This window comes from Kumtagia sp., assembly GCF_059502445.1.
Window position 1 is genome coordinate 1 of record NZ_JCACER010000081.1, and the last position, 23,966, is coordinate 23,966.

31 protein-coding genes are annotated in these 23,966 nt (G+C 66.4%); 10 read left to right on the forward strand and 21 right to left on the reverse strand.

The features are described from left to right. Window positions 1-266: 266 nt before the first annotated feature. Window positions 267-1,163 carry a LysR substrate-binding domain-containing protein gene (locus tag AC5JDC_RS21635; RefSeq protein WP_495844487.1) on the reverse strand — a complete coding sequence of 299 codons (897 nt, stop codon included), beginning with the start codon at window positions 1,161-1,163 and terminating at the stop codon, window positions 267-269. Window positions 1,164-1,275: 112 nt separating this feature from the next. Between AC5JDC_RS21635 and AC5JDC_RS21640 the strand changes: the two genes are divergently transcribed. Together AC5JDC_RS21640 and AC5JDC_RS21645 are read left to right on the forward strand one after the other, a co-directional pair. Next, window positions 1,276-1,461: a hypothetical protein gene (locus AC5JDC_RS21640; RefSeq protein WP_106774133.1), complete on the forward strand. Its 186-nt coding sequence runs from the start codon at window positions 1,276-1,278 to the stop codon at window positions 1,459-1,461. A gap of 425 nt (window positions 1,462-1,886) precedes the next feature. Then, window positions 1,887-2,378, forward strand: coding sequence for a CAP domain-containing protein (locus tag AC5JDC_RS21645; RefSeq protein WP_495844489.1), 492 nt, complete (start codon window positions 1,887-1,889; stop codon window positions 2,376-2,378). 104 nt (window positions 2,379-2,482) lie between these two features. On the opposite strand, the gene AC5JDC_RS21650 is transcribed toward AC5JDC_RS21645, so the two are convergent. Then, entirely contained in the window at window positions 2,483-3,439 is a 957-nt protein-coding gene (locus tag AC5JDC_RS21650) for a sugar-binding transcriptional regulator (RefSeq protein ID WP_106774135.1), read from the reverse strand. Between the two features lie 183 nt (window positions 3,440-3,622). Here AC5JDC_RS21650 and AC5JDC_RS21655 point away from each other — a divergent pair, with 183 nt between their 5' ends. Then, complete coding sequence (locus AC5JDC_RS21655) at window positions 3,623-4,261, forward strand: HAD family hydrolase (RefSeq protein ID WP_495844491.1); 639 nt, start codon at window positions 3,623-3,625, stop codon at window positions 4,259-4,261. Between the two features lie 50 nt (window positions 4,262-4,311). Here the strand turns inward: AC5JDC_RS21655 and AC5JDC_RS21660 are convergent, their stop codons facing one another. The 12 genes from AC5JDC_RS21660 to AC5JDC_RS21715 form a co-directional block, all read right to left on the reverse strand. After that, complete coding sequence (locus AC5JDC_RS21660) at window positions 4,312-5,079, reverse strand: class II aldolase and adducin N-terminal domain-containing protein (RefSeq protein ID WP_106774137.1); 768 nt, start codon at window positions 5,077-5,079, stop codon at window positions 4,312-4,314. A gap of 75 nt (window positions 5,080-5,154) precedes the next feature. Continuing rightward, window positions 5,155-5,793 (reverse strand): urease accessory protein UreG, encoded by a 639-nt coding sequence (ureG, locus tag AC5JDC_RS21665; protein ID WP_495844493.1) that lies wholly within the window; start codon window positions 5,791-5,793, stop codon window positions 5,155-5,157. Continuing rightward, a complete protein-coding gene (locus tag AC5JDC_RS21670; protein WP_495844495.1) occupies window positions 5,790-6,185 on the reverse strand; it encodes a hypothetical protein in 396 nt (131 codons plus the stop codon). Before AC5JDC_RS21670 ends, ureG begins: the two co-directional genes overlap by 4 nt. Continuing rightward, window positions 6,182-6,880: an urease accessory protein UreF gene (locus AC5JDC_RS21675; protein ID WP_495844528.1), complete on the reverse strand. Its 699-nt coding sequence runs from the start codon at window positions 6,878-6,880 to the stop codon at window positions 6,182-6,184. Before AC5JDC_RS21675 ends, AC5JDC_RS21670 begins: the two co-directional genes overlap by 4 nt. Next, entirely contained in the window at window positions 6,846-7,427 is a 582-nt protein-coding gene (locus AC5JDC_RS21680; RefSeq protein ID WP_495844497.1) for an urease accessory protein UreE, read from the reverse strand. Before AC5JDC_RS21680 ends, AC5JDC_RS21675 begins: the two co-directional genes overlap by 35 nt. Beyond that, window positions 7,424-8,056 carry a glutathione S-transferase family protein gene (locus AC5JDC_RS21685; RefSeq protein ID WP_495844499.1) on the reverse strand — a complete coding sequence of 211 codons (633 nt, stop codon included), beginning with the start codon at window positions 8,054-8,056 and terminating at the stop codon, window positions 7,424-7,426. The genes AC5JDC_RS21680 and AC5JDC_RS21685 overlap by 4 nt, the downstream gene beginning before the upstream one ends. Continuing rightward, window positions 8,053-8,649: a hypothetical protein gene (locus AC5JDC_RS21690; RefSeq protein WP_106774141.1), complete on the reverse strand. Its 597-nt coding sequence runs from the start codon at window positions 8,647-8,649 to the stop codon at window positions 8,053-8,055. The genes AC5JDC_RS21685 and AC5JDC_RS21690 overlap by 4 nt, the downstream gene beginning before the upstream one ends. Continuing rightward, a complete protein-coding gene (locus AC5JDC_RS21695; protein WP_165816160.1) occupies window positions 8,649-8,771 on the reverse strand; it encodes a DUF29 domain-containing protein in 123 nt (40 codons plus the stop codon). The genes AC5JDC_RS21690 and AC5JDC_RS21695 overlap by 1 nt, the downstream gene beginning before the upstream one ends. Before the next feature lie 129 nt (window positions 8,772-8,900). Continuing rightward, window positions 8,901-9,362, reverse strand: a complete 462-nt coding sequence (locus tag AC5JDC_RS21700; protein WP_495844503.1) for a DUF29 domain-containing protein — start codon at window positions 9,360-9,362, stop codon at window positions 8,901-8,903. A 225-nt stretch (window positions 9,363-9,587) separates the two neighbouring features. Then, window positions 9,588-11,300 carry an urease subunit alpha gene (gene ureC / locus AC5JDC_RS21705; protein ID WP_495844505.1) on the reverse strand — a complete coding sequence of 571 codons (1,713 nt, stop codon included), beginning with the start codon at window positions 11,298-11,300 and terminating at the stop codon, window positions 9,588-9,590. Window positions 11,301-11,303: 3 nt separating this feature from the next. Continuing rightward, window positions 11,304-11,672, reverse strand: a complete 369-nt coding sequence (locus AC5JDC_RS21710) for a type II toxin-antitoxin system VapC family toxin (protein ID WP_106774144.1) — start codon at window positions 11,670-11,672, stop codon at window positions 11,304-11,306. Further along, the gene (locus tag AC5JDC_RS21715; RefSeq protein ID WP_495844508.1) at window positions 11,669-11,953 is read right to left on the reverse strand and encodes an AbrB/MazE/SpoVT family DNA-binding domain-containing protein; all 285 of its coding nucleotides are present in this window, start codon (window positions 11,951-11,953) and stop codon (window positions 11,669-11,671) included. Before AC5JDC_RS21715 ends, AC5JDC_RS21710 begins: the two co-directional genes overlap by 4 nt. 295 nt (window positions 11,954-12,248) lie before the next feature. On the opposite strand from AC5JDC_RS21715, the gene AC5JDC_RS21720 reads away from it, so the two are divergent. Both AC5JDC_RS21720 and AC5JDC_RS21725 read left to right on the forward strand, forming a co-directional pair. Continuing rightward, window positions 12,249-12,620 (forward strand): hypothetical protein, encoded by a 372-nt coding sequence (locus AC5JDC_RS21720; protein ID WP_495844510.1) that lies wholly within the window; start codon window positions 12,249-12,251, stop codon window positions 12,618-12,620. Between the two features lie 159 nt (window positions 12,621-12,779). Next, window positions 12,780-13,274, forward strand: coding sequence for a hypothetical protein (locus tag AC5JDC_RS21725; RefSeq protein WP_495844512.1), 495 nt, complete (start codon window positions 12,780-12,782; stop codon window positions 13,272-13,274). A 29-nt stretch (window positions 13,275-13,303) separates the two neighbouring features. Here the strand turns inward: AC5JDC_RS21725 and AC5JDC_RS21730 are convergent, their stop codons facing one another. Genes AC5JDC_RS21730 through AC5JDC_RS21745 form a run of 4 tightly spaced genes read right to left on the reverse strand, consistent with a single transcriptional unit; the run spans window position 13,304 to window position 15,063 of the window. Beyond that, entirely contained in the window at window positions 13,304-13,609 is a 306-nt protein-coding gene (locus AC5JDC_RS21730; protein WP_106774147.1) for an urease subunit beta, read from the reverse strand. A gap of 17 nt (window positions 13,610-13,626) precedes the next feature. Continuing rightward, window positions 13,627-13,884 (reverse strand): DUF1272 domain-containing protein, encoded by a 258-nt coding sequence (locus tag AC5JDC_RS21735; RefSeq protein ID WP_106774242.1) that lies wholly within the window; start codon window positions 13,882-13,884, stop codon window positions 13,627-13,629. A 10-nt stretch (window positions 13,885-13,894) separates the two neighbouring features. After that, the gene (locus AC5JDC_RS21740) at window positions 13,895-14,197 is read right to left on the reverse strand and encodes an urease subunit gamma (RefSeq protein WP_106774148.1); all 303 of its coding nucleotides are present in this window, start codon (window positions 14,195-14,197) and stop codon (window positions 13,895-13,897) included. 14 nt (window positions 14,198-14,211) lie between these two features. Further along, on the reverse strand, window positions 14,212-15,063 hold the full coding sequence (locus AC5JDC_RS21745) for an urease accessory protein UreD (protein WP_495844515.1): 852 nt from the start codon (window positions 15,061-15,063) through the stop codon (window positions 14,212-14,214). 201 nt (window positions 15,064-15,264) lie between these two features. On the opposite strand from AC5JDC_RS21745, the gene AC5JDC_RS21750 reads away from it, so the two are divergent. The 3 genes from AC5JDC_RS21750 to AC5JDC_RS21760 all read left to right on the forward strand — a co-directional run bounded on the left by AC5JDC_RS21750 (window position 15,265) and on the right by AC5JDC_RS21760 (window position 17,526). After that, the gene (locus AC5JDC_RS21750) at window positions 15,265-15,516 is read left to right on the forward strand and encodes an acyl carrier protein (protein ID WP_106774150.1); all 252 of its coding nucleotides are present in this window, start codon (window positions 15,265-15,267) and stop codon (window positions 15,514-15,516) included. A 1-nt stretch (window position 15,517) separates the two neighbouring features. Next, window positions 15,518-16,729 carry a beta-ketoacyl-[acyl-carrier-protein] synthase family protein gene (locus AC5JDC_RS21755; RefSeq protein ID WP_495844517.1) on the forward strand — a complete coding sequence of 404 codons (1,212 nt, stop codon included), beginning with the start codon at window positions 15,518-15,520 and terminating at the stop codon, window positions 16,727-16,729. Window positions 16,730-16,821: 92 nt separating this feature from the next. Continuing rightward, window positions 16,822-17,526 (forward strand): glutathione S-transferase N-terminal domain-containing protein, encoded by a 705-nt coding sequence (locus AC5JDC_RS21760; RefSeq protein WP_106774152.1) that lies wholly within the window; start codon window positions 16,822-16,824, stop codon window positions 17,524-17,526. 92 nt (window positions 17,527-17,618) lie between these two features. Here AC5JDC_RS21760 and AC5JDC_RS21765 read toward each other — a convergent pair whose 3' ends face one another. After that, window positions 17,619-18,251, reverse strand: coding sequence for a nucleoside triphosphate hydrolase (locus AC5JDC_RS21765; protein WP_106774153.1), 633 nt, complete (start codon window positions 18,249-18,251; stop codon window positions 17,619-17,621). Window positions 18,252-18,480: 229 nt separating this feature from the next. Between AC5JDC_RS21765 and AC5JDC_RS21770 the strand changes: the two genes are divergently transcribed. Further along, the gene (locus tag AC5JDC_RS21770; protein WP_495844520.1) at window positions 18,481-20,313 is read left to right on the forward strand and encodes an ABC transporter ATP-binding protein/permease; all 1,833 of its coding nucleotides are present in this window, start codon (window positions 18,481-18,483) and stop codon (window positions 20,311-20,313) included. A 50-nt stretch (window positions 20,314-20,363) separates the two neighbouring features. On the opposite strand, the gene AC5JDC_RS21775 is transcribed toward AC5JDC_RS21770, so the two are convergent. Further along, a complete protein-coding gene (locus AC5JDC_RS21775; RefSeq protein ID WP_495844522.1) occupies window positions 20,364-21,650 on the reverse strand; it encodes a nucleotide disphospho-sugar-binding domain-containing protein in 1,287 nt (428 codons plus the stop codon). 7 nt (window positions 21,651-21,657) lie between these two features. Continuing rightward, the gene (locus AC5JDC_RS21780) at window positions 21,658-22,596 is read right to left on the reverse strand and encodes a GntR family transcriptional regulator (protein WP_495844524.1); all 939 of its coding nucleotides are present in this window, start codon (window positions 22,594-22,596) and stop codon (window positions 21,658-21,660) included. Between the two features lie 212 nt (window positions 22,597-22,808). On the opposite strand from AC5JDC_RS21780, the gene AC5JDC_RS21785 reads away from it, so the two are divergent. Continuing rightward, window positions 22,809-23,873, forward strand: a complete 1,065-nt coding sequence (locus AC5JDC_RS21785) for a polyamine ABC transporter substrate-binding protein (RefSeq protein WP_495844525.1) — start codon at window positions 22,809-22,811, stop codon at window positions 23,871-23,873. The last annotated feature ends 93 nt before the right edge of the window (window positions 23,874-23,966 follow it).

Below are 23,966 nucleotides of genomic sequence, written 5' to 3' on the forward strand. Positions count from 1 at the left end.
CGCTCTGGATTCCGGGTGCCGCTGCGCGGCCCCGGAATGACGGTCATCATCGGCATATGCGATTGCCCTGCCGTTTACGGGGAGAGGGTAAGGGTGAGGGGCAAATTTGATGCGCCGGTGCCGTCGGCACTCGTCCTCGAACCAGATGTGTGAACACGATAGGTTCTTCAGGGGAAGAGGATGCCGGCAGGCAGGTGAGGGGCGGCGCCGACGGTCAGAGCAAACAACCGCTGGCATCACTCATCTGGAAACTGCGCCCGCCGGCGTCACCCGCTGGCCGCCACCTTCAGCTCCCCCAGGATCCAGTCGCGAAACGCCTTGATCTTCGGCGCGTTGCGCCGCGCCTCCGCATAGGCGAGGTAGTAGGCCTGGCCGTCGTCGCCGATGAGGTCGAGAGGCTGGAGAAGTCGGCCGGCGGCAATCTCCTCGCGATAGAAGCCCGGGGTCAGCAGGGCGACGCCGCGGCCGGCCATCGCCGCCTGCGCCTCGAATATCTGCGAGCCTAGCTGGCTGCGCGGCCGATCCTTCAGCCAGTCGGTCGGCAGCCCGGCCATGCGCAGCCACAGCGGCCACCAGGGATCGCCGGGATCGACGATGGGCAGGCGCATCAGGTCGGCCGGCTCCTTGACCCCGCCGATGGTCTCGGCCAGCGCCGGGCTCAGCATCGGCGTGAACACGGTGGGCAGCAGGAAATGCGTGGTCAGGCCCGGCCATGTCCCGTTGCCGGCACGAATGGCGACGTCGACGTCCTCGCGGTCGAAATCGACCAGCCGGCCGGTCGATTCGACCTTCACCGCGAGTGCCGGGTGGGCGAACTGGAAGGAGCCGAGCCGGCCGGCCAGCCATTGCCCGGCGAAGGTCGGCACGGTGCTCACCGTCAGCGTTCCCTGCGCCTCGCCGCGCGCCGACGCATATGCGTCGCTGATCAGCGAAAACGCTTCCGACATGGCCGGCGCCAGCCGCTGTCCGACCTCGGTCAGCACGATCTGGCGCGGCTGGCGCAGGAACAGCGGCGCGCCGACCCGCTCCTCGAGCAGCTTGATCTGGTAGCTCACCGCCGCCTGGGTCATGCCGAGTTCGGCCGCGGCCTTGGTGAAACTGCCCAGCCTGGCCGTCGCCTCGAAGGCCCGGATGGCTGCGAGCGGAGGAAGCTGGAAACTCACGACACATAAGCCCTGTTAATGGGTACCGATCGACGTTCGATTGGAAACTAGGCGCTTTCACGTACAAATAACAGGGCAGCCCATAAGCCGGACCGAAGGGAAGGCGACAACCATGACCACGCTGCAAGCACCCGCAACCACACTGCACCGCAGGCAAGGCTCCTGGAAATCCTGGCTGGCGCTGGCTTTCGGCAGAGCCAGGCCCCGGGCGGTGCTCGATCCCAGGACGCTGCCCGACCATCTGAAGCGCGACATCGGCTTTCTCGACGGCAACGACCCGTCGGGCAAGCGGCGGTAGGGCTCGACCGGCGCGGCATCAAGACACTGATGCGATGGCCGGCACATCTCGAAGCCGCGACTTTGCGACGTAAAAAACCCTCGCGCCGTTGCCGGCAAGAACCCCCTCTCCGTCTCGGGCTTCGGGCTCGCCACCTCTCCCCCACTGCGCGGGGGCGAGGAACCGCTGCCGCGATGCCGGCGCTATCCAGCTTGGGTTCCTCGCCCCCGCAAGGCGGGCGAGAGGTGGCGAGCCCGAAAGGCGAGACGGAGAGGGGGACCTCAGCGATCATCGGCTTAGCCACGGCATCATTCCGTCGGCGCACGAAATGCCGGATCGCCAGCTCGGGACGCGAATGCCTGCTAGGCCGATCATCGATCGCGCCCGGCAAATGCCACAATGACCGCTATGGAACTCCCAGCAGGACCATCTGCCGCGGAGTTTCCATGCACCTCGGACCGAATGCCGACCGCCGCCGCTTCCTCGCAGGCGCTGCCGCCCTCGGCGCGGCGCTCTTCCTGGCCGCCTGCCAGACCGGCGGCGGCATAGGCGACGCCGGCGGCGCGTCGGACTCCGGCGCTGCCTATCTCGGCGAGATTCGGGAATCCAACGGATTGGCGCCGCTTTCGCCGGATTCGCGGCTGGAGAAGGCGGCGCTGCAGCAGGCCGGCTACATGGCGCGTTCCGGCCGCATGGCGCACACCACCGGCTGGGGCAAAACCTTCGCCGCGCGCATGAACGGCAACGGCGTCGAGGGCGCGGCGGCCGAGAACATCGCGTTCGGCCGCATGGACCTCGACCGGCTGTTCTCGATGTGGATGAACTCGCAGGGCCACCGCCGCAACATGCTCGACCCGCGCTTCAGCCGTTTCGGCCTCGCCTATGCCGGCACCGGCCAGGACGGCCAGCGCTACTGGGCGCTGGTGCTGGGAAGGTAGGGTGCCAGCGGAGCGGCCTGCGCTCTTTCCCCTCCTGAGTTTGTCAAAGCATCACGGGGGAATAGCCGGCAGGCGGATGAGGGACGGTACGGCGCCCGCCGGCATCACGCCGCAAGCAGCCCCTCGGCGGTGCGCTCGTCGGTGATCAGCCCGTTGACCAGGCGGCGCGTCACCGCCGCGAGCAGGCCCGGCAGCTTCTTCTCGCCCATGGCGATCGCCACCACAAGCGAGCGCTCGCGCGACGGCAACGGTGCCGAGGCGACGCGGTCGTTGATGGTACCCTCGATCAGCCGGCCGTCGCGGTCGAAAGCCCAGCCGACGATCTCGCCGACCGCGCCCGCCTTCTGCAGCGCCTTCAGCTCCGCCTCGCTGATGAAACCGTCGACGAACAGCGGCGCCCGCGGCCCGAGGTCGCCGACGCCGACGAAGGTGACGGCGGCCTCGGCGGCCAGCGCCAGGGTCGGCTGGATCATCGGCTGCCCCAGCAGCATCTCGCGCTCCTCCGGCGAGGAGGCGATGACCGGCAGAGGCATCGGGAAGGCGCGCGCCTTGATGCGGTCGGCCATGGTGAAGACGACGTTGTAGAAGGCGGCCGAGCCGTCCGGCGCGATGTTGCCGGTGAGCGACACGATCTTGTGCTGCGGGCAGTCCATGGCCGGAAGCTGCTCGATCGCCGCCTTCAGCGTGCGGCCGGTGCCGAGCGCCATGACGATCGGCTCGGTCGAGGAGAGGCGCCGCTCGATCTCGGCGGCGGCCGCCTGGGCTATGCCGATCGTCGTCGAGGAGGAGGCCGGATCGCTTGGCACCACCTCGACCAGGTCCAGCGCGAAGCGGCTGCGCAGCCGCTCGGCGAGATCGAGGCAGGCGGCGATCGGATGGTCGACCCGGACCTTGACCAGCCCCTCCGCCATGGCCAGCGACACCAGCCGCTGCGCCGACTGCCTGGACACCCCGAGCTTCGCCGCGATCTGGTCCTGCGTATTGCCGGCGACATAATAGAGCCAGCCGGCCCGCGCCGCGTCGTCTAGCCGTGCGCTGCCTGCGTCCTGGCGGGCGGCCATGATCCAGTTCCTCCCTGTCCGGGCAGTTGCCGGGCAGCCGGAGTGTGACAACTATCCGGCCCGAAGGCAATTGCCCGCTCCCTTTACAATTGCCCGTCGGCCGAGGAAAGCCGGGATTGGATGACCGCGGGTTTATCTCCGGCAGCAAACGTCCTATTACGGACGGGAACGAGGATCGAAATTATGACCCCGAAGGCCGTGTTCTGGGACATGGACGGAACGCTGATCGACAGCGAGCCGCTGCATGAGGAGGCATTGGTGGTGGCGCTGAAGGCCCTCGGCATCACGCCGCCGGCCGACCTGCACGAACGCGTACTCGGCATCGCCGCCTACCCGGTCTACGAGATGCTGCGCGACGAGTTCGGGCTCGATCTGCCGTTCGACCAATGGATCGTGCGCAAATACGCGCATTACCTAGACAATGCGCCCAGGCTGCAGCCGCGACCGGGCGCGCTCGAGATCTTTCGCGAACTCAAGGCGCGCGGGGTGGTCCAGGGCGTCGTCTCCAATTCCGACCGCCTCATCGTCGACGCCAATCTGCGGGCGCTCGGCATCCACGAGGCCGGCATGCGCACCGTCTCGCGCAACGACGTGCGCAGCGGCAAGCCCGATCCCGAACCCTACCTGCGTGCCGCCTGGCTTGCCGGCCTGGACGCCGCCGACTGCGCGGTGATGGAGGACAGCTGGCCGGGCAGCGAGGCAGGCCTGGCCGCCGGCATGCGGACGATCTTCTGGCCGGAATTCCCGGCGCAGCCGGGGCCGCCCGGCGCGCTCAACGCCGACAGCCCGCAGGCCGTGCGCGCCTATCTCGGCATCGGCTAGCCGGCTGCCCTCACTCTCCCCCATGAGGGCGGCATGCAGCCTGACGCGCCTCAGTTCCGATAGACCGGCTCCTGCTCGTCGAGGATCGCCTTGAGCTCGGCCAAATGCCGGTCTGCCTGGCCGGGATAGTCGTCCATCTCGTCGGCGACCTTTTCGGCGACCGCGTCGGACAAGGTGCGCAGGGGCCGGCCGGTCCACAGCGCCTTGATATAGGTTTCCGCCGCGCGCTCGAAATAGAACATGCGGTTGAACGCCTCGGCGACGGTGTTGCCGATGACGAGGATGCCGTGGTTGCCCATGATCATGATCTGGGTCTTGGGATTCGACAGGAGTTGCGAGCAGCGCTCGCCCTCCTCCTCGAAGGCCAGCCCGCCATAGTGCTCGTCCACCACCTGCCGCTTGAAGAACATCGCCGAATTCTGGTCGATCGGCGGCAGCAGCGAGTCGGCCAGCGAAGCCAGCACGGTGGCGTGGATGGAATGCACATGCATGACGCAGCGTGCATGCGGCACGTTGCGATGAACCGAGCCGTGCAGTCCCCAGGCGGTGGGGTCCGGTGCGTCCGGCCGGTTCATGGTCTCCGGATCGTTGGCGTCGATCAGCAGAAGGTCGCTCGCCTTGACCCGTGAAAAATGCACCTGGTTGGGATTCATCAAGAACTGCGTGCCGTCGTCGTTGACGGCCAGCGAAAAATGATTGGCCACCGCCTCATGCATGTTGAGCCGCGCCGTCCAGCGAAAGGCGGCGGCGAGATCGACCCGCTCCTCGTAGAAGGGGAGATTGGTGCGGTTTTCCCGATGCAGGTGGGCGATGCTCATGTGCAGCTCCTTCTCCGGCTTTTTGGCAGCATGGACCGACAGGGGCGCCCCCGCAACAGCCGGAGGCAGCGTGGGTCAGGCAGTTTTGCGCTGCTGTGCCAGCCTCAGCCCGCCCTGCTCGATGATGAAATCAACGATCTCCGCCACGCCCTTGCCACGCGACAGATCGGTGAAGCCGAACGGCCGCCGCCCACGCATCTTTGCCGCGTCGCGCTCCATGATTTCGAGGTTGACGTTCACATAAGGCGCGAGGTCGCTCTTGTTGATGACGAGGAAATCCGACCGCGTGATGCCTGGACCGCCCTTGCGCGGGATCTCCTCGCCCTGGCAGACCGAGATGACGTAGAGCGTCAGGTCGGCAAGGTCGGGCGAGAAGGTCGCGGCCAGGTTGTCGCCGCCGGACTCGATGAAGATGACGTCCAGATCCGGGAATTTCCTGTTCATCTCGGCGATCGCCGCGAGATTGATCGAGGCATCCTCGCGGATCGCCGTGTGCGGGCAGCCGCCGGTCTCGACGCCCATGATGCGCTCTTCCGGCAGGGCCTGGAGCCGCGCCAGCATCATGGCGTCCTCCTTGGTGTAGATGTCGTTGGTGACGACGGCGATGGAGAATTCGGCGCGCATCGCCTTGCACAGTTTTTCGGTCAGCGTCGTCTTGCCGGAGCCGACAGGTCCGCCGATGCCGACACGAAGGGGTCCGTTCGAATGGGTCATGATGCCTCGGCAAGCCGTTCGATCAGTTTCAGGGTCATATGGTTGTCATCGATTGCCACGTCGCGAGTGCGAAAAACACCTATCGGCTCACCGACCGAACCGGTCGGCGCCTCGGCGGTCGGCGGCGTCGCCCGCCTGATCAGAAGCGGCGATCCGGAAAGCAGCAATTCGCGCCATCTCGCCTGGCCGGGATCGTTCCACCACGGACGCCCGAACTGGCCCGGATTTCCGTTGAACAGCACCGACTTGCCCCACACCCACTGCCCATCCCGGAAATCCCGCATCACCGGAACGGCGGTCGTTCCAAGCAGGGCCGCACAGCGCGGGTCCTCGCAATGCGCGATCCAGGGGCCACGTTCCTGAATGAAATGGAAGCGCGGCAGGACCGTCATGACCGGAACAGCCTCGAATATTGCGTCTCGTGCCGCATCGCCGCCACGTCCGAGATCATGGCGCAGGCGCCGAGATCGTCCAGCGACGAGACGGCCGCGCGGGCGGCGACCTCCGCAACCGTCGGTTCCAGGCCGGCGATCAGCGCCACCGCGCCCTGCTGCCCGGTGACGCCCAGCCTTATGCCGGCTTGCGCGAGGTTGGAGGCGAAGGCCTGGAGGAAGGCGCCGAGCGCATCCGCAAGCGCCACGCCATGCGCGCCGGCCAAGGCGCCGACCGCGACGCAGTAGGCGCAATCCTCGGGCAATTCCTTCATCACCCCGGCAGGCCAGTTCGAGGCTGCCTTGACGAAGGCCGCGCCCTGCAGCAGCGTCTCCATCTGCCGCTCGCGCGATCCGGCCAGCGCGTCGGCTAACCCGGCAAGCTCGGTGAAATCGCGGCTTCCCCGCGCGCGCCGCCAGGCTTCCGCCAGAAGCACCGCGTCGTTCCATGCCGAGCCGTAGCGCAAAAGCACCTCGATCCAGGCGCGCAGATCGGCATCGTCGCCGACATGGCCATCATGCACGGCGTGCTCCAAGCCGTGGCTGTAGCTGAAGGAGCCGACCGGAAAGGCCGGCGACAGCCACGCCATCAGCCGCAGCAGCGCCCGGCCGGCGGACGGCTCAGTCGTGATGATGGTGGTGGCCATCGTGCCCATGCTGGTGGTCATCCGCTCCGGCGTGATGGTGATCGTCATGCCGGTGTTGGCCACCTTCGTGACGGTGTGCTTGGCCGCCGTCATGCCCGTGAGCATGCCCATGGCCGGAATAGGCGCCGCGCACCGGCTCGAATGGCTCGACGACGTCGGCTACCGTCGCGCCGAGCCCTTCCAGCATCGCCCTGATCACATGGTCGCGCCGGATGAGGATGCGCCCGCCCTCGACCGCGGCCGCGAGATGGCGGTTGCCGACGTGCCAGGCCAGCTCGGCGAGGTGGCGGGCGTCGCGCGCCCGCACGTCGTACAGTTCCTCCTCCGCCGCGACGATGCCGACATGCCGGCCGTCATCGAGCACCAGCAGGTCGCCGTCGCCCAGCGCCACCGGCTCGGGCAGATCGACCAGGACCCTGCCGCCCCTCTGCAACTCGACCAGCTTGCGGCGAAGGTGCCGCTCGTCATGCGCCAGGACCGCGACGTCGGCGGGCTTTGCATCCCCGGACGTGCCGCCAGCCGCGGCGGCACGGAGGAAGGACGTGGCACGCATCATTTGAAAGCGCCTCCATTGGCCTGTGCCCGCGCCCGCGCCGGGCGCGACAGCACCCGGTCGAGATAGGCGTTGACCCGATCCGATTCGATCCTGAAGCGGGCGTTGCGCGCCCAGGCGCCAATCTCGCCGACCAGCACGTCGACGGCGCTGAAGCGGCCGCCCAGCGCGTATTCCCGGCCTTCGAGCCGGCGGTCGAGCGCCTTGACCTCGCTGGCGAAATCGTGGGCCGCCGCAGGCCCGACCTCGACCCTCAGGTCCTCGGGCAGCAGGTAGCGGTGCCGGAGCTTGTTCCACAGCGGCGCCTCGAGCTCCGACTGCGCGAAATGCATCCAGGAATCCATCTGGGCGCGGCCGGCCGGCCCCGGCGCCGCGCCCATGTTCTTCTCCGCATGCTTGTCGGCCAGATAGATGCAGATGGCCGCGGAATCGGTGACGACGAGATCGCCGTCGATCAGCACCGGGCACTTGCCCGACGGGTTGAGCGCGTAGAGCCGGTCGGAGCGCAGCTCCGTCTCGACGAACTCATAGGGCACTTCGAGCTCCTCCAGCATCCAAAGCACGCGCGAAACCCGCGAGCCGCGAAAGCCGACCGCCTTGTAGGCGCCGTCCCGGCTACCGGAGGCCGTCAATGTATCGTGTCGAAGAGCCGCCATATCCATGAAACCTGATAGATCAGCGCGAAAGCCACGAAGGCTCGGTGAAAGGTCCGGTTGTCCGTCGCGATCGCCGCGATGCACAAGGCCACAAGCAACGGGGTGCGCACAAGATATTCGTTGCCGAACCGGGCGAAATGCGCCTCGCCCTTGAGCAGCGTGTCGATGACGTCGAGCAGGAAGGTGACGGCCAGCAGGCCGAAGAACCAGGCCCGCTTCGACAGGAAATAATCCTCGTAGCCGAGATAGTCGTGCATGCTGTCGGGGAAGAGGAACGCGCATAGCAGGAACAGGACGACGGCATAGCCGAGAATGAAGAGATAGACGCCGAAGGTCCAGGCCGGGATGGCATAGAGGCCGAACTGCCACCACCAGAAATGCGCGAGCATGAGCAGCACCGAGGCCACCCAGGCGAGGTGCACGGAATAGAGCGGATACTGCTTCGGATGCTGGACGATACGCGCCACGCCCGACAGCAGCCGCGTCACACCGAGACCGATCACCATGCCCATGACGATGCGGATGTGAGGGAAGACCTCCGCTGTGGTGGCGGTCTGTTCGGAAACCATCAATCGCCACGCAATTCATCGGGCGACCAGGGCCGCCCCGGCATGAAGCGGAAATTCAGCACTTCCGCCACGGAAAACGGGACTTTTTCCGGAAAGGCCGATGAAGGCAATCCTGTCTCCATCGCGACCCCTCTCCCGAGCCCATTTATACCGAGGACGCGAGCGCGAAGTTTCTCGCCCTGCTCCAGCGTCCAAATATAGAATCGCGCTCGTAGAGCGAGGTCTCTGGCTTTGGCTCAGACTTTGGCAAGTTACCGCTCTTCGGGGAAGAAAGCCGGGTCGAGAATTTCCTCAATGGTGAAAGGACATCCCTCAGGGAAAATCACCTCTGAAAGGCCGGTCTCGCCTGCCGCGCGCAGGCGGGCGGTGACATATTCTTCATCAAGGACAGTTGCCGGATAATTCCTAAGGCTCGGGCTTGCCTTCAGCCGTTTTGATATCCGCATACGCTGCTCGATAATCGTTGCGCGCCAGCTCGGCGTGCATTTTTGGGGCTGATAGCACCATTTGAGCAGATGCATGACGAGCACATTCAATCTGCTCTCGATCTCGTCTTCCTGGCTCCTCCCCAAGCTCTCGATCTCCTCGGCAAGGTTTTCACGATCGAGCGACGACGTGCGCCCGGCGCGCAAAAGTGCGCCTTGCTGGGCGCACCAGAGCGCAAAATCATCTTCGTAGACCACAAGTGGCGGGCTGGGGTCGATCCGGTTCATGGGCGCATCATGCACCCATTTGGATATTCGTCAAAGTGGCGGCATATCTAAGCTCGCGCGATGAGCAGATGGCAGGTTAACGCTTCCGCAGGGACCTAATCGGCTTCCAGCGCGTCGCTCCCGGCGTCAGTACCTCCCAATAGATCCAGCCATTAAGTTGGGTCTTTTCTCCATCTCGGGTAACCGCGACCCTGTTCACCGCCGCTGAAGGGGAAAAAGGTAATTTCAGAACAGAAAGTATCGCTGCGCCATCGGCAGCACGGTCGCCGGCTCGCAGGTGAGCAGCTCGCCGTCGGCGCGGACCTCATAAGTCTCCGGATCGACCTCGACATCCGGGGTGGCGTCGTTCAGCACCATCGAGCGCTTGCCGATACCGTCGCGCGTGTTCTCCACCGCGACCATGGCCTTGTCGACGCCCAACCTTTCCCGCAGCCCGGCATCGAGCGCCGCCCGCGACACGAAGGTGACGGAGGAATTGTGGATCGCCTTGCCGTAGGCGCCGAACATCGGCCGGTAATGCACCGGCTGCGGCGTCGGGATCGAGGCGTTGGGGTCGCCCATGGGGGCCGCCGCGATCATGCCGCCGAGCAGCACCATCGACGGCTTGACGCCGAAGAAGGCCGGGTCCCACAGGACCAGGTCGGCGCGCTTGCCGACCTCGATCGAGCCGATTTCCCGCGACAGGCCATGGGCGATGGCCGGGTTGATCGTGTATTTGGCGATGTAGCGGCGCACCCGGAAATTGTCGTTGTCGCCGCTCTCCTCCTGCAGCCGCCCGCGCTGGCGCTTCATCTTGTCGGCGGTCTGCCAGGTGCGGATCAGCACCTCGCCGATGCGCCCCATCGCCTGGCTGTCGGAGGAGATGATCGAGAAGGCGCCGATGTCGTGCAGGATGTCCTCGGCGGCGATGGTCTCCTTGCGGATGCGGCTCTCGGCGAATGCAATGTCCTCGGGGATCGACGGCGACAGGTGGTGGCACACCATCAGCATGTCGAGATGCTCGGCGATGGTGTTTTGGGTGTAGGGCCGTGTCGGGTTGGTCGACGACGGGATGACGTTGGGCAGGCCGCATACCTTGATGATGTCGGGCGCGTGGCCGCCGCCGGCGCCCTCGGTGTGGAAGGCGTGGATGGTGCGGCCCTTGATGGCGTTCACCGTGTCCTCGACGAAGCCGCTTTCGTTGAGCGTGTCGGTATGGATCATCACCTGCACGTCGAACGCGTCGGCCACCGACAGGCAGCAGTCGATCGCGGCGGGCGTCGTGCCCCAGTCCTCGTGCAGCTTCAGCGCGCAGGCGCCGCCGAGGATCATCTCCTCCAGCGCCTTCGGCAGCGAGGCGTTGCCCTTGGCGGAAAGACCGATGTTCATCGGGAAGGCGTCGAAGGACTGGATCATGCGCGCCAGATGCCAGGGGCCGGGCGTGCAGGTGGTGGCCAGCGTGCCGTGCGCCGGACCGGTGCCGCCGCCCAGCATGGTGGTCACCCCCGCCATCAGCGCCTCCTCGATCTGCTGCGGGCAGATGAAGTGGATGTGGGCGTCGAAGCCGCCGGCGGTGAGTATCCGCCCCTCGCCGGCGATCGCTTCCGTGCCCGGCCCGATGACGATGGTTACGCCGGGCTGCGTATCCGGATTGCCAGCCTTGCCGATGGCATGGATGCGGCCGTCCTTCAGCCCGATATCGGCCTTGTAGATGCCGGTGTGATCGATGATCAGCGCGTTGGTGATGACGGTGTCGACCGCCCCGTCGGCGCGCGCCACCTGGCTCTGACCCATGCCGTCGCGGATGACCTTGCCGCCGCCGAACTTCACCTCCTCGCCATAGGTGCAAAGATCCTTCTCGACCTCGATGAACAGCTCGGTGTCGGCCAGTCGCACCTTGTCGCCCACAGTCGGGCCGAACATGCGGGCATAGGCGGAGCGGGAGAGTCTTGCAGGCATCTGTCAACTCCGTGCGAGTGTGAATCCGGTCTTGCGCGCGGCTTTTGCGTCGAGCGTCAGGGTGGACGTGCAGCCTGCGGCCAAGTTGTCGCGAGCGATCAAAAAGTCGCCAAAGTCGGCTCCGCCCAGTTCATGGTCATCCAAAACGGCCATAACGACTTCGGGCCGGTCCAGCTCTATGTTAGACACGGCAACAAGACGCCTCAGCATGGCGACCACTGTATCCTTAGGATAGCCAAACTTATTCGAAAGCACCCATTCGAGTTCCAGCAAGGCGACATGGCTTACGCGATACTGCGTTGAAGGAAGGACAATGCGCCTTTGCCCCTGCACGAGCCAGGCGACGAGGACGTTGGTGTCAAGGCCGATCACTTGCCGGAACGCTTCAGCCCATCAAGGACGCGCTGGCCCATTTCAGCCCGAGCTTGGCGCACGATCTCGACGATGTCTTCGTTCGTCAGCGGAGGGCCGTCATAGGGAAGCACACCTCGCAGATCTTCAAAGCGTTCCGTTCGCGCGACCAGCTCCACCTTGCCGTCGCGGTTCCGCTCGAAATCCAGCCGGTCGCCCGGCTTGATTCCAAGCTGGTCGCGCAGTTTGGCCGGGAGGGTGATCTGGCCCTTTGATGTTACCTTGGCGGACGCTATCGGCATCTTGCAGCTCCTTACTTCTAACTCAGAAAGTAAGGCGAGCTATGGCTGAAAGCAATCCCGGCGAATCTTCGCTCACCGGCTTCTCCCGTCGAATTTCGTGGGCGTGAAGGCGTCGGGGTCGACGCCTCGCAAACAGCGGCCGGCCGGGCGCCCACAGTGCCGCGGCACTCCTCATTTCCGACACGAAATAACCACGGAACGACCCCATCGGCGGCAGGTTCTCACCCGATTCGGCGTATGGGGTGGCGGTCGCGCCCCAGCATGATCGTCTGCCAACCGATGGAAGGAAAAATCCATGCGCATGATCACGATCCTGGCGGCGGGCACCACGCTCGCCTTCGCCATGGCCGCCAACGCACAAACGCCGGCCACGCAGCCGCCCGCCCAGGCACCGGCGACAGCGCCCGAAGCCCCAGCCACCGCCCCGACGATCCGCAGCGTCAACATCGTCGACATGACCGAACTGCCCGAAGCCACGCAGAAGCAGGTCAACGACGTGGTGGCTCAAGGCGGCGACGCCGAGCTCAAGCAATTGCGCAGCACGATCGACGCCAATCCCGAGCTCAAGTCGGCGCTGGACGCAAAGGGGCTGACCTCGGCGCATGTCATCGCGGCAAGCGTTAGCCGCGAGGGGGCGCTGACGCTCGTGACCAAGAAGGCCGGCTGACCGCTCGCGGCGGGCCTTGCCGGTCCCTTTTCCTTCGTCGGCGCCGGTCCTGAACTCGGCGCCGGCAAGCAGCCTCAGACAAACAGCCGCATGCCGGGAACCCCGACCGCGGAGTTGCCGTTGTCCCCCTTTGGCCTGCGCAACCACAAGGAACGAGCGATGACGACGACCATCCTGCCGGACAGCAAATGGCTGCATGCTGCTGCGGCCGCAGCCTTCCTGGCGGCGTTCGCGCCGCAGACGGCGCCGATGGCGCAAGGTCTGCAGGATCCCAAGGCGATCGATACCATCGTCGGCACCGAGGTGCATGAGGAGCAGACGCCCGCCGCCGCCCAGACCGATGCGGTGATCAAAGCCATCGACAAGACCGCCGAAAACATCGCGACGGTCCGAAAGGCCACGACGCTCGATGCCGTCAACATCGTGTTCCTGCCCGACGCCGCCGTCACCGAAGGCGGTCCTCCCGACGAGATCGCCGCCAAGGTGGAAGAGCACAAGGACGAGATCGGAGAACTCCGGCAGGAGCTGGAAGGCAACGCCATGCTCTATCATGCGATCGACTCGCGGCAGATCCTGATCCGCGACATCCTCGCCGTCGAATTCAAGGATGCCGGCGTGGTGATCTACGCGGCGGCCAAGCCGGCGGGCGGCTGAGTACGCCGAAGCGGCCAGCGGCGGCACCCTCACAGTTTCCCCATCACCTTCTGCTGGAAGCCGTAGACCTCGCGCTTGCCGCCGAGCGGCACCAGCGTGACGTCGCGCTCCTGCCCGGGCTCGAAACGCACGGCGGTGCCGGCGGCAATGTCGAGCCGCATGCCCCGCGCCTTCTCCCGGTCGAAGCGCAGCGCGCCGTTGGTCTCGAAGAAATGATAATGGCTGCCGACCTGGATCGGCCGGTCGCCGGCGTTGGCGACTTTCAGCGTGACAGTTTCCGCGCCCCTGTTCAGCTCGATGTCGCCGGGCGCGGTGATCACTTCTCCGGGGATCATGGAACCTCCTTCGCCGCTCAGGCCGCTCTCGCCGCGGGCGGACAGCCCTCGGCCTTGAGCACGCGCTTCGTCGACGCCGGATATTTGGCCAGCATCTTCGCCGGGCGGATCGGCCTGGCGGAAAAATTGCCGCCGCAGTTGGGACATACGCCACCCAGCACATCATCCGCGCAATCGACACAAAAAGTGCATTCGAAGGTGCAGATGCGCGCGTCCGGCGAATCCGGCGGCAGGTCGCGGTCGCAGCACTCGCAGTTGGGACGCAGTCCGAGCATCATAACCTCCCTACCGTATCGGCTCATGCACGGTGACCAGCTTCGTTCCGTCCGGGAACGTCGCTTCGACCTGCACGTCATGGATCATCTCGGCGATGCCCTCCATCACCTGCTCGCGGGTGATCACATGCGCGCCTGCTTCCATCAGCTCGGCCACCGGGCGGCCGTCGCGCGCGCCCTCGACGACGAAATCGGTGATCAGCGCGATCGCCTCGGGATGGTTGAGCTTGACGCCGCGCTCCAGCCGCTTGCGGGCGACGATCGCCGCCATGGCGATCAGCAGCTTGTCCTTTTCGCGAGGCGTGAGGTTCATGCGCTCTACAGTCCCTAGAGTGACCAACATTTGGGCATGCCTGCCCGTCCATTGAGCAGGCCGAGCAGCGGCACCAGCCGCTTTCTCAGGCTGTAGCCATCGTCATCGTACAATCTCGCAAGAAGCTTGCCAGTCCCGCCGACGCTCCAGGCGCTGGCGCCACCGCGCTCGCCGACGATGTCGCGCACCTTGTCCAGCCAGGCATCGGTGTCGGGCGCGACGAGCAGCACCGTCGCCATCGCCGCCGCCCCGGCCAGCACGGCGCGCTTGCCGAGCGAGGCGTGGATATCCGGCCCGATGGCGAATGCTTCGGCATGGACGAGGCGGCCCGCCTGGACGACATGCCAGCGGTCGCGAAAAATCCCGCGCTCGACGCGCTCGCCCATGGCGCCCCGGCCGAACACCGTCGCCTCGGCGACCAGCGCCTGCGCGCCCGCGGCAAGGTCGACGTCGAGCCGGCGCGAGAAAGCGGCCCGGTCGAACAGGATGGTCTCCTGCGGCAGCCAGGCCAGCCTTCCGTTCTCCTCCGCCGACAGCCGAATCGCCATCTCCGCCTGCCCCGACGCCGCCCGGTAAACCTTCTCGGATGCCTGCGTCGTCACCATGACGGAGGTGTCGGCACCGGCATCGATCTCCCAGGCGAGCCGGTCCCCGCCCGTCATGCCGCCGGCCGTGTTGATCAGGATGGCCTCGAGCGGCTCGCCGTCCGAACGCGGCATGCGTATCTTGGCGGCTCCTTCCTGGAAAAGGCGGTCCAGGCGAGTGCGCCCGTGGCGACGAGCAACCGCGAGCGCGCCGCGGGCCGAAACGCGCTGGGACGCCAGCCGCTCGGCCGTCGTCCGCTCCGATGAACCTGCAAAATCCATAGCCGGCGAGCTTAAGCGGGCTGGCGCCGATGTCGAGATGGCAATATGCGGCGTTGCGTGTTGCGTTGGTAGCGGACGGTTTTTATACAGGATAGAATTTCCTGCGTTTCAGGGAGTGAATTGTCGTCGCCGCAACAATTGCGGGGGCACTCAGGCACAAGCAGCGCCCAAAAGAAGAGCGCGCAAGACTAGGAAGGTTCGATGGATCAACTCGCCCAGGATATTATAGGCAAGATCAAGGTCCATGCGGATCCCGGGATCGGCGCGATCACGCCGGAAACCGAGCTGAGCGAGCTTGGTATCCATTCGCTCGAGCTGACGGAGATCATCTTCGACCTCGAGGAGGCATACGGGATCGAGATCGAGATGAATACGGCCGAGGCCTGGAGCAAGCTGTCCGACGTCGGCGACATCGTCGACGCGGTCCGCGTCCTCATTGCAAAAAAAGGCTGACATGTCGCGCCAGCGTGTCGTCATCACCGGCATAGGCGGTCTCTGCGCGCTCGGCCCCGACGTGCCGGCGATATGCGACGCCATGCGTGAAGGCCGTGCCGGCATCGGGCCGATCACGACGATCGCGCTCGGAAACCTCAAGGGCAATATTGGCGCGGAGATCAAGGAGCTGCCGGAACACCGGCTCGATCGCAAGCAGGTGGCGACGATGGACCGCTTCAGCCTGCTTGCCGCCATCGCGGCCGGCGAGGCCATCCGTGCCGCGGGGATCGAGAGCGACGAGGCGCAGGAATTCCGGGCCGGAGCCGTGGTCGGCACCGGCATATACGGCGCGACCACCGTCGATGAGGCGTACTACCAGGTCCATATCGAAAACCGCCCCCGGGTCGGTATCTTCAGCGTGCCCAAGGCGATGCCGGGCGCCCCCGCGGGGCAGATCAGCATGGCCTACCGGCTGCGCGGACCGGTGTTCGGCGTAACCTCGGCCTGCGCCTCCTCCAATCATGCCTTGTCGGCGGCGGCCGATCAGTTGCGCCTCGGCCGTGCCGACGTGATGCTGGCGGGCGGCACGGACGCACCGTTGGTGTTCGGCGTGCTGAAGGGCTGGGAGGCGCTGCGGGCGCTGGCGCGCGACACCTGCAGGCCGTTCTCGGCCGATCGCGACGGCCTCGTCATCGGCGAAGGCGCGGGCATGGCGGTGCTGGAGACATATGAGCACGCCAGGGCACGCGGCGCACCGATTCTGGCCGAACTCGCCGGCGCCGGCATGTCGGGCGACGCCAGCGACATCGTCGCTCCCACGATCGAAGGGCCGGCGGCGGCGATGCGGGCCTGCCTCGCCGATGCCGGCCTCGCCCCGGAGGACATCGACTACGTCAACGCCCACGGCACCGGCACCAAGGCCAACGACCAGATCGAGACGCAGGCGATCCGGCGCGTTTTCGGGGCACATGCCGATCGCCTGTCGGTATCCTCGACCAAATCCATGCATGCCCACTGCATGGGCGCGTCCGGGGCGCTCGAAATGATCGCATGCATCATGGCGATCCGCGAGGGCATCATCCCGCCCACCGCGAACTTCACCGAGAGGGATCCGGACTGCGACCTCGACGTGACGCCGAACGTGGCGCGCGAGCGCAAGGTGCGGGCCGCGATCAGCAACGGCTTCGCCTTCGGCGGTACCAACGCGGTGGTCGCCTTCAAGGCCGCTTGACGAAGTCGGCGGCCAGGTCGACACCTCGCCCGCCAGCACCTACCTTCCGGCAGACGCCCGCCGCGTCACCACCACCATTCTCCGGAGCTCCCATGACCGATCTCTCCGCCTTCCCGATCGCCAGCCGCTGGCCCGCCCAGCATCCCGACCGGCTGCAGCTCTACTCCTTCCCGACACCCAATGGCGTGAAGGTCTCCTTCGCGCTGGAGGAGATCGGACTCCCCTACGAGGCGCATCTCGTCAACATCGGCAAGGACGAGAGCTGGACGCCCGAGTTCCTGTCGCTCAACCCGAACGGCAAGATCCCGGCGATCGTCGACCCGGACGGTCCCGGCGGAAAGCCGCTCGGCCTGTTCGAATCCGGCGCGATCCTGCTCTATCTCGCCGAGAAGACCGGCAAGCTGCTGCCCGCCGATCCCGCCCGCCGCTACGAGACCGTCCAGTGGGTGTTCTTCCAGATGGGCGGCATCGGTCCGATGTTCGGCCAGCTCGGCTTCTTCCACAAATTCGCCGGCAAGGAGATCGCCGACAAGCGGCCGCTGGAACGCTATGCCAACGAATCGAAGCGGCTGCTCGGCGTGCTGGAGACGCGCCTCAACGGCCGGCAGTGGATCATGGACGACGACTACACCATCGCCGACATCTCCATGCTCGGCTGGGTGCGGACCTTGAAGGTGTTTTACGAAGCCAGCCAACTGGTCGGGCTCGACAGCCTGCCCAACGTCAACCGCTGGCTGGACAAGGGTCTGGAGCGCCCCGCCAGCCAGCGCGGCCTGAACATCCCGCCGCGCCCCTGAAAAACCCCCGAACTGGACCCGATTTCAGGACAATCCCGCCCAAAAACCGGTTGAAGCGCAGCGTTAAGTCCGCATCGGCGCGGTTTTTTGGCTCATTCCGAGCGACCGGCCTCGGATCGGAGGACGAGATCGGCCGGCCGCTGCCGCGCCAGCACGCGGTCGATGTTGGGCATGTCGTTGGACTCGATCCAGGCGCGCGCCTCCTGCGGCGTCTTGCCGTGGCCGTCCCAGCGCTGCACCAGGCGGCGTTCGAGCTCCTCGCGCGGAACGTCGATATAGACCGACAGGTCGAACAGCGTGCCCAGCCGGTTCCACGGCTGCTCGTCGAGCAGCAGATAGTTACCCTCGACCAGGATGAACTTGACCTCGCGGCCGACGATCGCCGCGCCGGCGCGCGACAGCTCGACCGTGCGATCGAAGACCGGAATGGCGATCTCCGATTCGTTCGCCCGGATGCGCCTGAGCAGGGCCTCGAAGCCATGGAAGTCGAAGGTTTCCGGCGACCCCTTGCGGGCGCGCAGCCCGCGCGCCTCCAGCACGACATCGTCGAAATGAAAGCCGTCCATCGGTACCACGGCGGCGCTGCCTTGCGGGAACAGGCCGAGGAGATTTTCCGCCAGCGTCGACTTGCCGGCGCCGGGCGGGCCCGCCAGCGCCACCACGAACCGCGACTGCCCGCCGGCGCGCTTGAAAATGGTCGCGGCAAGCGTTGCGATCTCCGACATGCGATCCCTCCCGGAACAAGCGACCCCGCCGGCGGCCAGCGGCGCCGGATATCGACATAAACCAGAACGGAGGCCTTGCCAATTTCAACGGATCCGCGAAGAGCCGGGGCAATTCATCCGTCCGGCACCCGGAACGCGGCAGGGCAGGTGTGCCGACCATTGCGCCGAAGCGGCCCGAGCCTACATCCTGTCGGCCACAGGCGGGATCCGATTCTTGCGAGGCTGACCGATGACCCAACAGGTTGAATCGATGGCGGCGGGCGAGGCCGGGTTCTTCGCCCAGCTGGCGATGATGCGGCGCGCCTTCATGGCCTCGCCCCTGCGCAACGTCATCCTGCTGCTTGCCTTCGGCATATTCGCCGTGATCTTGGCGACAGCCGTCGGCCAGGTCGTGCTCAACCGCTGGTATCGGCCCTTCTACGACTCGCTCGAGCGGCGCGACCTGCAGGCGTTCTTCCACCAGCTGGTCATATTCGCCGAGATCGCCGGCGTGGTGCTGGTGCTCAACGTCGCCCAGACCTGGCTCAACCAGATGCTGAGGCTCAAGCTGCGCGAGGGGCTGACCAGCGACCTGATCACCGAGTGGATGCGGCCGAAGCGGGCGTTCCGCCTCGCCAATGCCGGCGCCATCGGCGTCAATCCGGACCAGCGGCTGCACGAGGACGCGCGCCATCTCACCGAGCTTACGACCGATCTCGGCGTAGGCCTGCTGCAGGCGACCATACTGCTCGCCAGCTTCGTCGGCGTGCTGTGGTCGCTGTCCTCCGGTTTCATCTTCCATGCCTGGGGCAGGGAGTTCGCCATCCCCGGCTACATGGTCTGGGCGGCGGTGCTCTATGCCGGCATCGCGTCATCCCTGAGCTGGCTGGTCGGCCGGCCGCTGATCAGGCTCAACGGCGACCGCTACGCCCGCGAGGCGGAGCTGCGGTTCTCGCTGATGTACGTCAACGAGCACATCGACTCCATTTCGCTGGCGGGCGGTGAGACGGACGAGAAGCGGCGCCTGCATCTCGATCTCGGCAGCGTGCTGCTGGCCAGCCGCCGCATCCTCACGGCGCTGGTGCGGCTGAACTGGGTCACTGCCGGCTACGGCTGGATCACCGTGGTGGCGCCGATCGTCATCGCCTCGCCGATCTATTTCGCCGGGGATCTGAGCTTCGGCGGCCTGATGATGGCCGCCGCCGCCTTCACCCAGGTGCACGCTTCGCTGCGGTGGTTCGTCGACAACATCGGCGGCATTGCCGACTGGCGCGCCACCCTGCTGCGCGTCGCGACCTTCCGTGCCGCCATGCTCGCGGTGGACGAGCTGCACGACGTGGAAAAACGGCTCGTCTATACCGAGGCGGAAGACGGGCGCATGGTCCTGGAGCAGGTCGAGGTCGCCTCGCCCGAGGGGTGCGCCCGCTTCTCCATTCCGCAGGTGGAGGTTCGGCCGGGCGACCGCGTGCTGATCACCGGCGATCCCGGCGCCGGCAAGACGCTGCTGTTCCGGGCGATCGCCGGATTGTGGCCGTGGGGCAGCGGCCGCATCGGCCTGCCGGCCGGCGAGCCGGTGACCTTCCTCCCCGGAACACCCTACCTGCCGCACGGAACGTTGCGCGAGGTTCTCAGCTATCCGCAGGACGCTGCGGCATTCGCCGATGCCCGGCTCGCCGAGGTGCTGGCCGCCGTGGGATTGCAGCGGCTGTCGCGCCAGCTCGACCGCAACGCACGCTGGGAGCGCGACCTGAACGACGAGGAGCAGCGGCTCATCGCCTTCGCGCGCCTTGCGCTCCACAAGCCGCGCTGGGTGGTGATCGACGAGGCGCTCGACGCGCTGCGGGGCGAGACGCGCGGCCGCGTGTACGCGATGCTCGAGAAAGACCTTGCCGAGGCCGCCATCCTCAACATCGGCCGCGCCCAGCCCGGCAGCACGTTCTTTTCACGGGTGCTGCATCTCACGATCGATCCACGCGGGCAGACGCTGCGGCCGGTCCGCCTCGACGCGACCGCCAAAACCCCGGCCAACGAGGCCGAAGCGCTGCATTCGATCCGCAAGAAGATCGCCGCGAAGGCGCAATGACAAGAACCGTGCGCTGCCAGGCTTTGCCGATGCGTCTCGTCTTCAGCCGATCAATTCCCAAGCAGCGCCAGAATGGCGGCCGCGGCGCGCTCGGTGCCCGGCGCTTCCGCCATTCTGGCCGCGTTCACCTGCAGCCGATCGCGCATGCTGCGATCGGCCAGCAGGCCGGTGATCGCGGCCGAAAGCTGCGACGGCATCCAGCCCCCTCGGTCGAGGTGCCGGCCGGTGCCGGTTTCCTCGGCGCGCCGCGCATTGTCGTGACCGTCCCAGCAATAGGGCACCACCAGGGACGGCACGCCGAAGGCGAGCGCCTCGCAAAAGCTGTTGTTTCCGCCGTGATGGATGAACAGGTCGGCCCTCGCCACCACCGACGGCTGCGGGAACCAGCTGTCGAGATGGACATTGTCCGGCACCGCCCGATAGGCGTCCCGCAGATTGCCGACATTGACCAGGAAGCGGGCCGGCAAGGCGGCGAACACAGCGAGCATGCGCTCGATGAGGTCGACGTCGGTCGCCCCGAGGCTGCCGAAGCTCAGATAGACGAGCGGCCCGCTGTCAGGCGAGAACACCGGCATGTCGTACGGCCCGTCCGAGCGCACGCAGCCTTCGAGATAGACGTATCTGGCCGGGTCGAGCGGCACCGCGCGCTCGCGGCGAACGATCTCCGGCGTCAGCAGAAGGTTCAGCGACGGCGACGGCTCGAGGAACTGCCCCGCGGGCAGCGCCGGCAGCCCCTGCGCGGCCCGGAACCGGTTGAACCTGTCATGCGCCGGCGCGACCGCGGCGCGGTAACGCGTTTCGAATGCCCGGCGGCCGGCGGCATCGTCCGCCGGCAACCCCGAAAGATAGGGCGGCACCGCCTCGTCCGGCAGCTCGGTCTCGGCGCAGGAGACCACCCTCACCCATGGACAGCCGGCATTGGCGATCGCCGGGAACATCGCCACGTTGTCGAGCACGATCGCATCGGGCCTGAGCTTGGGCAGGAGATCGTTAAGCGGCACCTCGGCATTGACGACGGTCTCGACGATCGCCTCCCAGGTCGGCGCCACATAGGTCTCGAGCTGGTCGATGGGCGCCAGCCGGAAATGCGGCAGGTGCCGCTTCACGAATGTCTGCCAGTAGTTCTGCCGCTCGTCGTCGCTCAGCGGTGCCGCGGTCGGAAGCTGGTATTCCTGGAAGCCATAATCGGCGAAGACGCCGGAAAAGCCGGGATGGCAGATGAACACCGGGCGGGCGCCGCGCGCCTGCAGCGCCTGGGCGATGCCGACGCAATTCAGCGCGGCGCCGAAGCTCGCCTCGGGAAACAGTGCGATCGTGGGGCGGGTTATGCCTGCCATGATGCGGTCAGTTCGGCCTGCTGATCGCACCGAATAGGGCCGGCGCGCCACGGCTCGCCGCATGCGGGCGCTGGTTGCGCGACAGCCTGAGATGCACTTTCATCAGGTCCGCTGCGACCTCGAACTGGCCGCTCTCCAGATGGTCGAGGATGCCGAGATGCTCGCGCGTCGACTGGCGCAGTCGGAAGAGGCTGAGGCCGCGCGACGCGCCCGGCAGGCTGCGCAGCCGCAGATGGCCGGCGAGCGCTTCGGCGACGAAGCGGTTGGCCGTTCCCTGCGCGATCAGCGCATGAAACTCCGCATCGGCCGCATGGAACGCCCGGATGTCGAAGCTCGCGTCCGGAATCGCCAGCAGCGCCTCCATGCGCTGCCTGAGAGCCACGGCGCGTGCCCCGTCGAGGCGAAAGCCCGGCGCCAGGATCGCCGCAGGCTCCATGACCAGCCGGAACTCATAGCTTTCGGCCAACACCTCGGCGCCGTCGAGGGCAGGGCGGAACACCCAGGACTGGCCCGGCGCGCGTTCGATCAGGTTCTCGGCCTCCAGTCTTTTCAACGCCTTTAGTACCGCTCCTCGTCCCACGGCGTAGCGCCGCATCAAGCCGCTCGCCGTGATCGTGCCGTCGATGCGCCGCGCCGCCCGGTCGCGCAGGATCGTTTCGGCGATCTCGTCTTCCTCGGCATTCGGCAGATCGGCCGCCTGCGGCGCCTGCCGCGCGGGATCGATGGCGAGGCGATAGCCGGTCTCGGCCTGCCATTCCACCATACCGCGATCCGTCAGCAGCCGCAGCGCCGCCCGCACCGGCGTGCGCGAGACGTTGCAGAGCCGGGCGATCTGCTGCTCAGGCAGCCGGGTGCCGGGACCGAAACCCCGCTGCCGGGCGACGTCGAGAATGCGCTGCGCGAGATCGAGGTGGTTGGCTCGGGGTCGTCGTATCACGGCTTGCATGGCGACTCCTCGGCTTGCTGCGGCCGTCCAGACCTGGCCCATTGCCGCTCATCGGACAAGCAGCCGCCGACATCGGCGTGAAAATATGAATTGACGTATTTTTTATTGCAATAGTACTGTCGCTCAAAACGACAAGAAACCGGGAACAGGTCGGGGGACGGCTCATGCCGCCTACGACCGTCGCTGACGAAACAGCAAATGGGAGTTTCGACATGACCGCATTGGGAATATCGCGGCGGAGCCTTAAGGCCGGCCCCGCCCTGTTTGCCCTCGCGCTGGCCTTCGCCTCGCCAGCCGCCGCGCAAAGCCTCGTCATCTCCAACTGGGACGGCTACATGGCGCCGGACGCCATGGACGCCCTCAAGGCCGCGACCGGCGTGTCGGGCGAGGTCGTCAAGCACGCCACCAACGAGGAGATCATGGGCAAGCTCGTCGCCTCCGGCGGCAAGGGCTATGACGTGGTGTTCGTCTCCTCGCCATTCGCCGAAGTGCTGAACAAGCTCGGCCTCGCCGAGCCGATCGACCATGCCAAGGTGCCCAACCTCGCCAATCTCTACCCGGAGGCGACCAAGCTGCCCTACGATCCGGGCAACGCCTTCTCGGTGCCCTATACCTGGGGCACGACCGGCCTGTGCTACCGCTCCGACCTGGTGAAGACGGAGCCTTCCTCCTGGAACGACCTGCTGGCGCCTTCGGACGATCTCAAGGGCAAGACCACCATGCTCGCCACCGACCGCTGGCTGCTTGCCGCCGGCCAGTTGGCGAAAGGCTATTCGGTCAACGAGACCGACCCGGCGAAGATGGAGGAGGTCAAGAACCTGCTGATCTCCGCCAAGAAGACGCTGCTCGCCTATGACGACACCACCTTCTACTCGAAGCTGGTGTCCGGCGAGGCGCTGATGGTGCAGGCGTGGGACGGCTGGTGCAACTACGGCATCACCGACAACAAGGAGATCAAATACGTGATTCCGAAGGAGGGCTCCGACCTCTGGCTGGACACGATGGTGGTGATGAAGGCCTCCGAGCGGAAAGACGACGCCTTCAAGTTCATCAACTTCATGCTCGACTCCAAGAATCACGGCTGGGCGGCGCAGAACATCCTCTACAAGGTGCCGAACAAGGCAGCGATGGATTCGCTGCCGGCCGAGCTCACCGCGCAATATCCCAACATGGCGATGCCGGTCGCCGACCTGGTGAAGTTCGAGGAACTGCGCGACGTCGGCGAGGCGCAGCGGGAGTATTCGAAGATCGTCAGCGAGATCAAGGCGGCGCAGTAGCGGGCGGCCTGATCCGATACGACGGGGATGTTCGCGCGCCTTCGCACCCCCCTCTGTCCTGCCGGACATCTCCCCCGCAAGGGGGGAGATTGC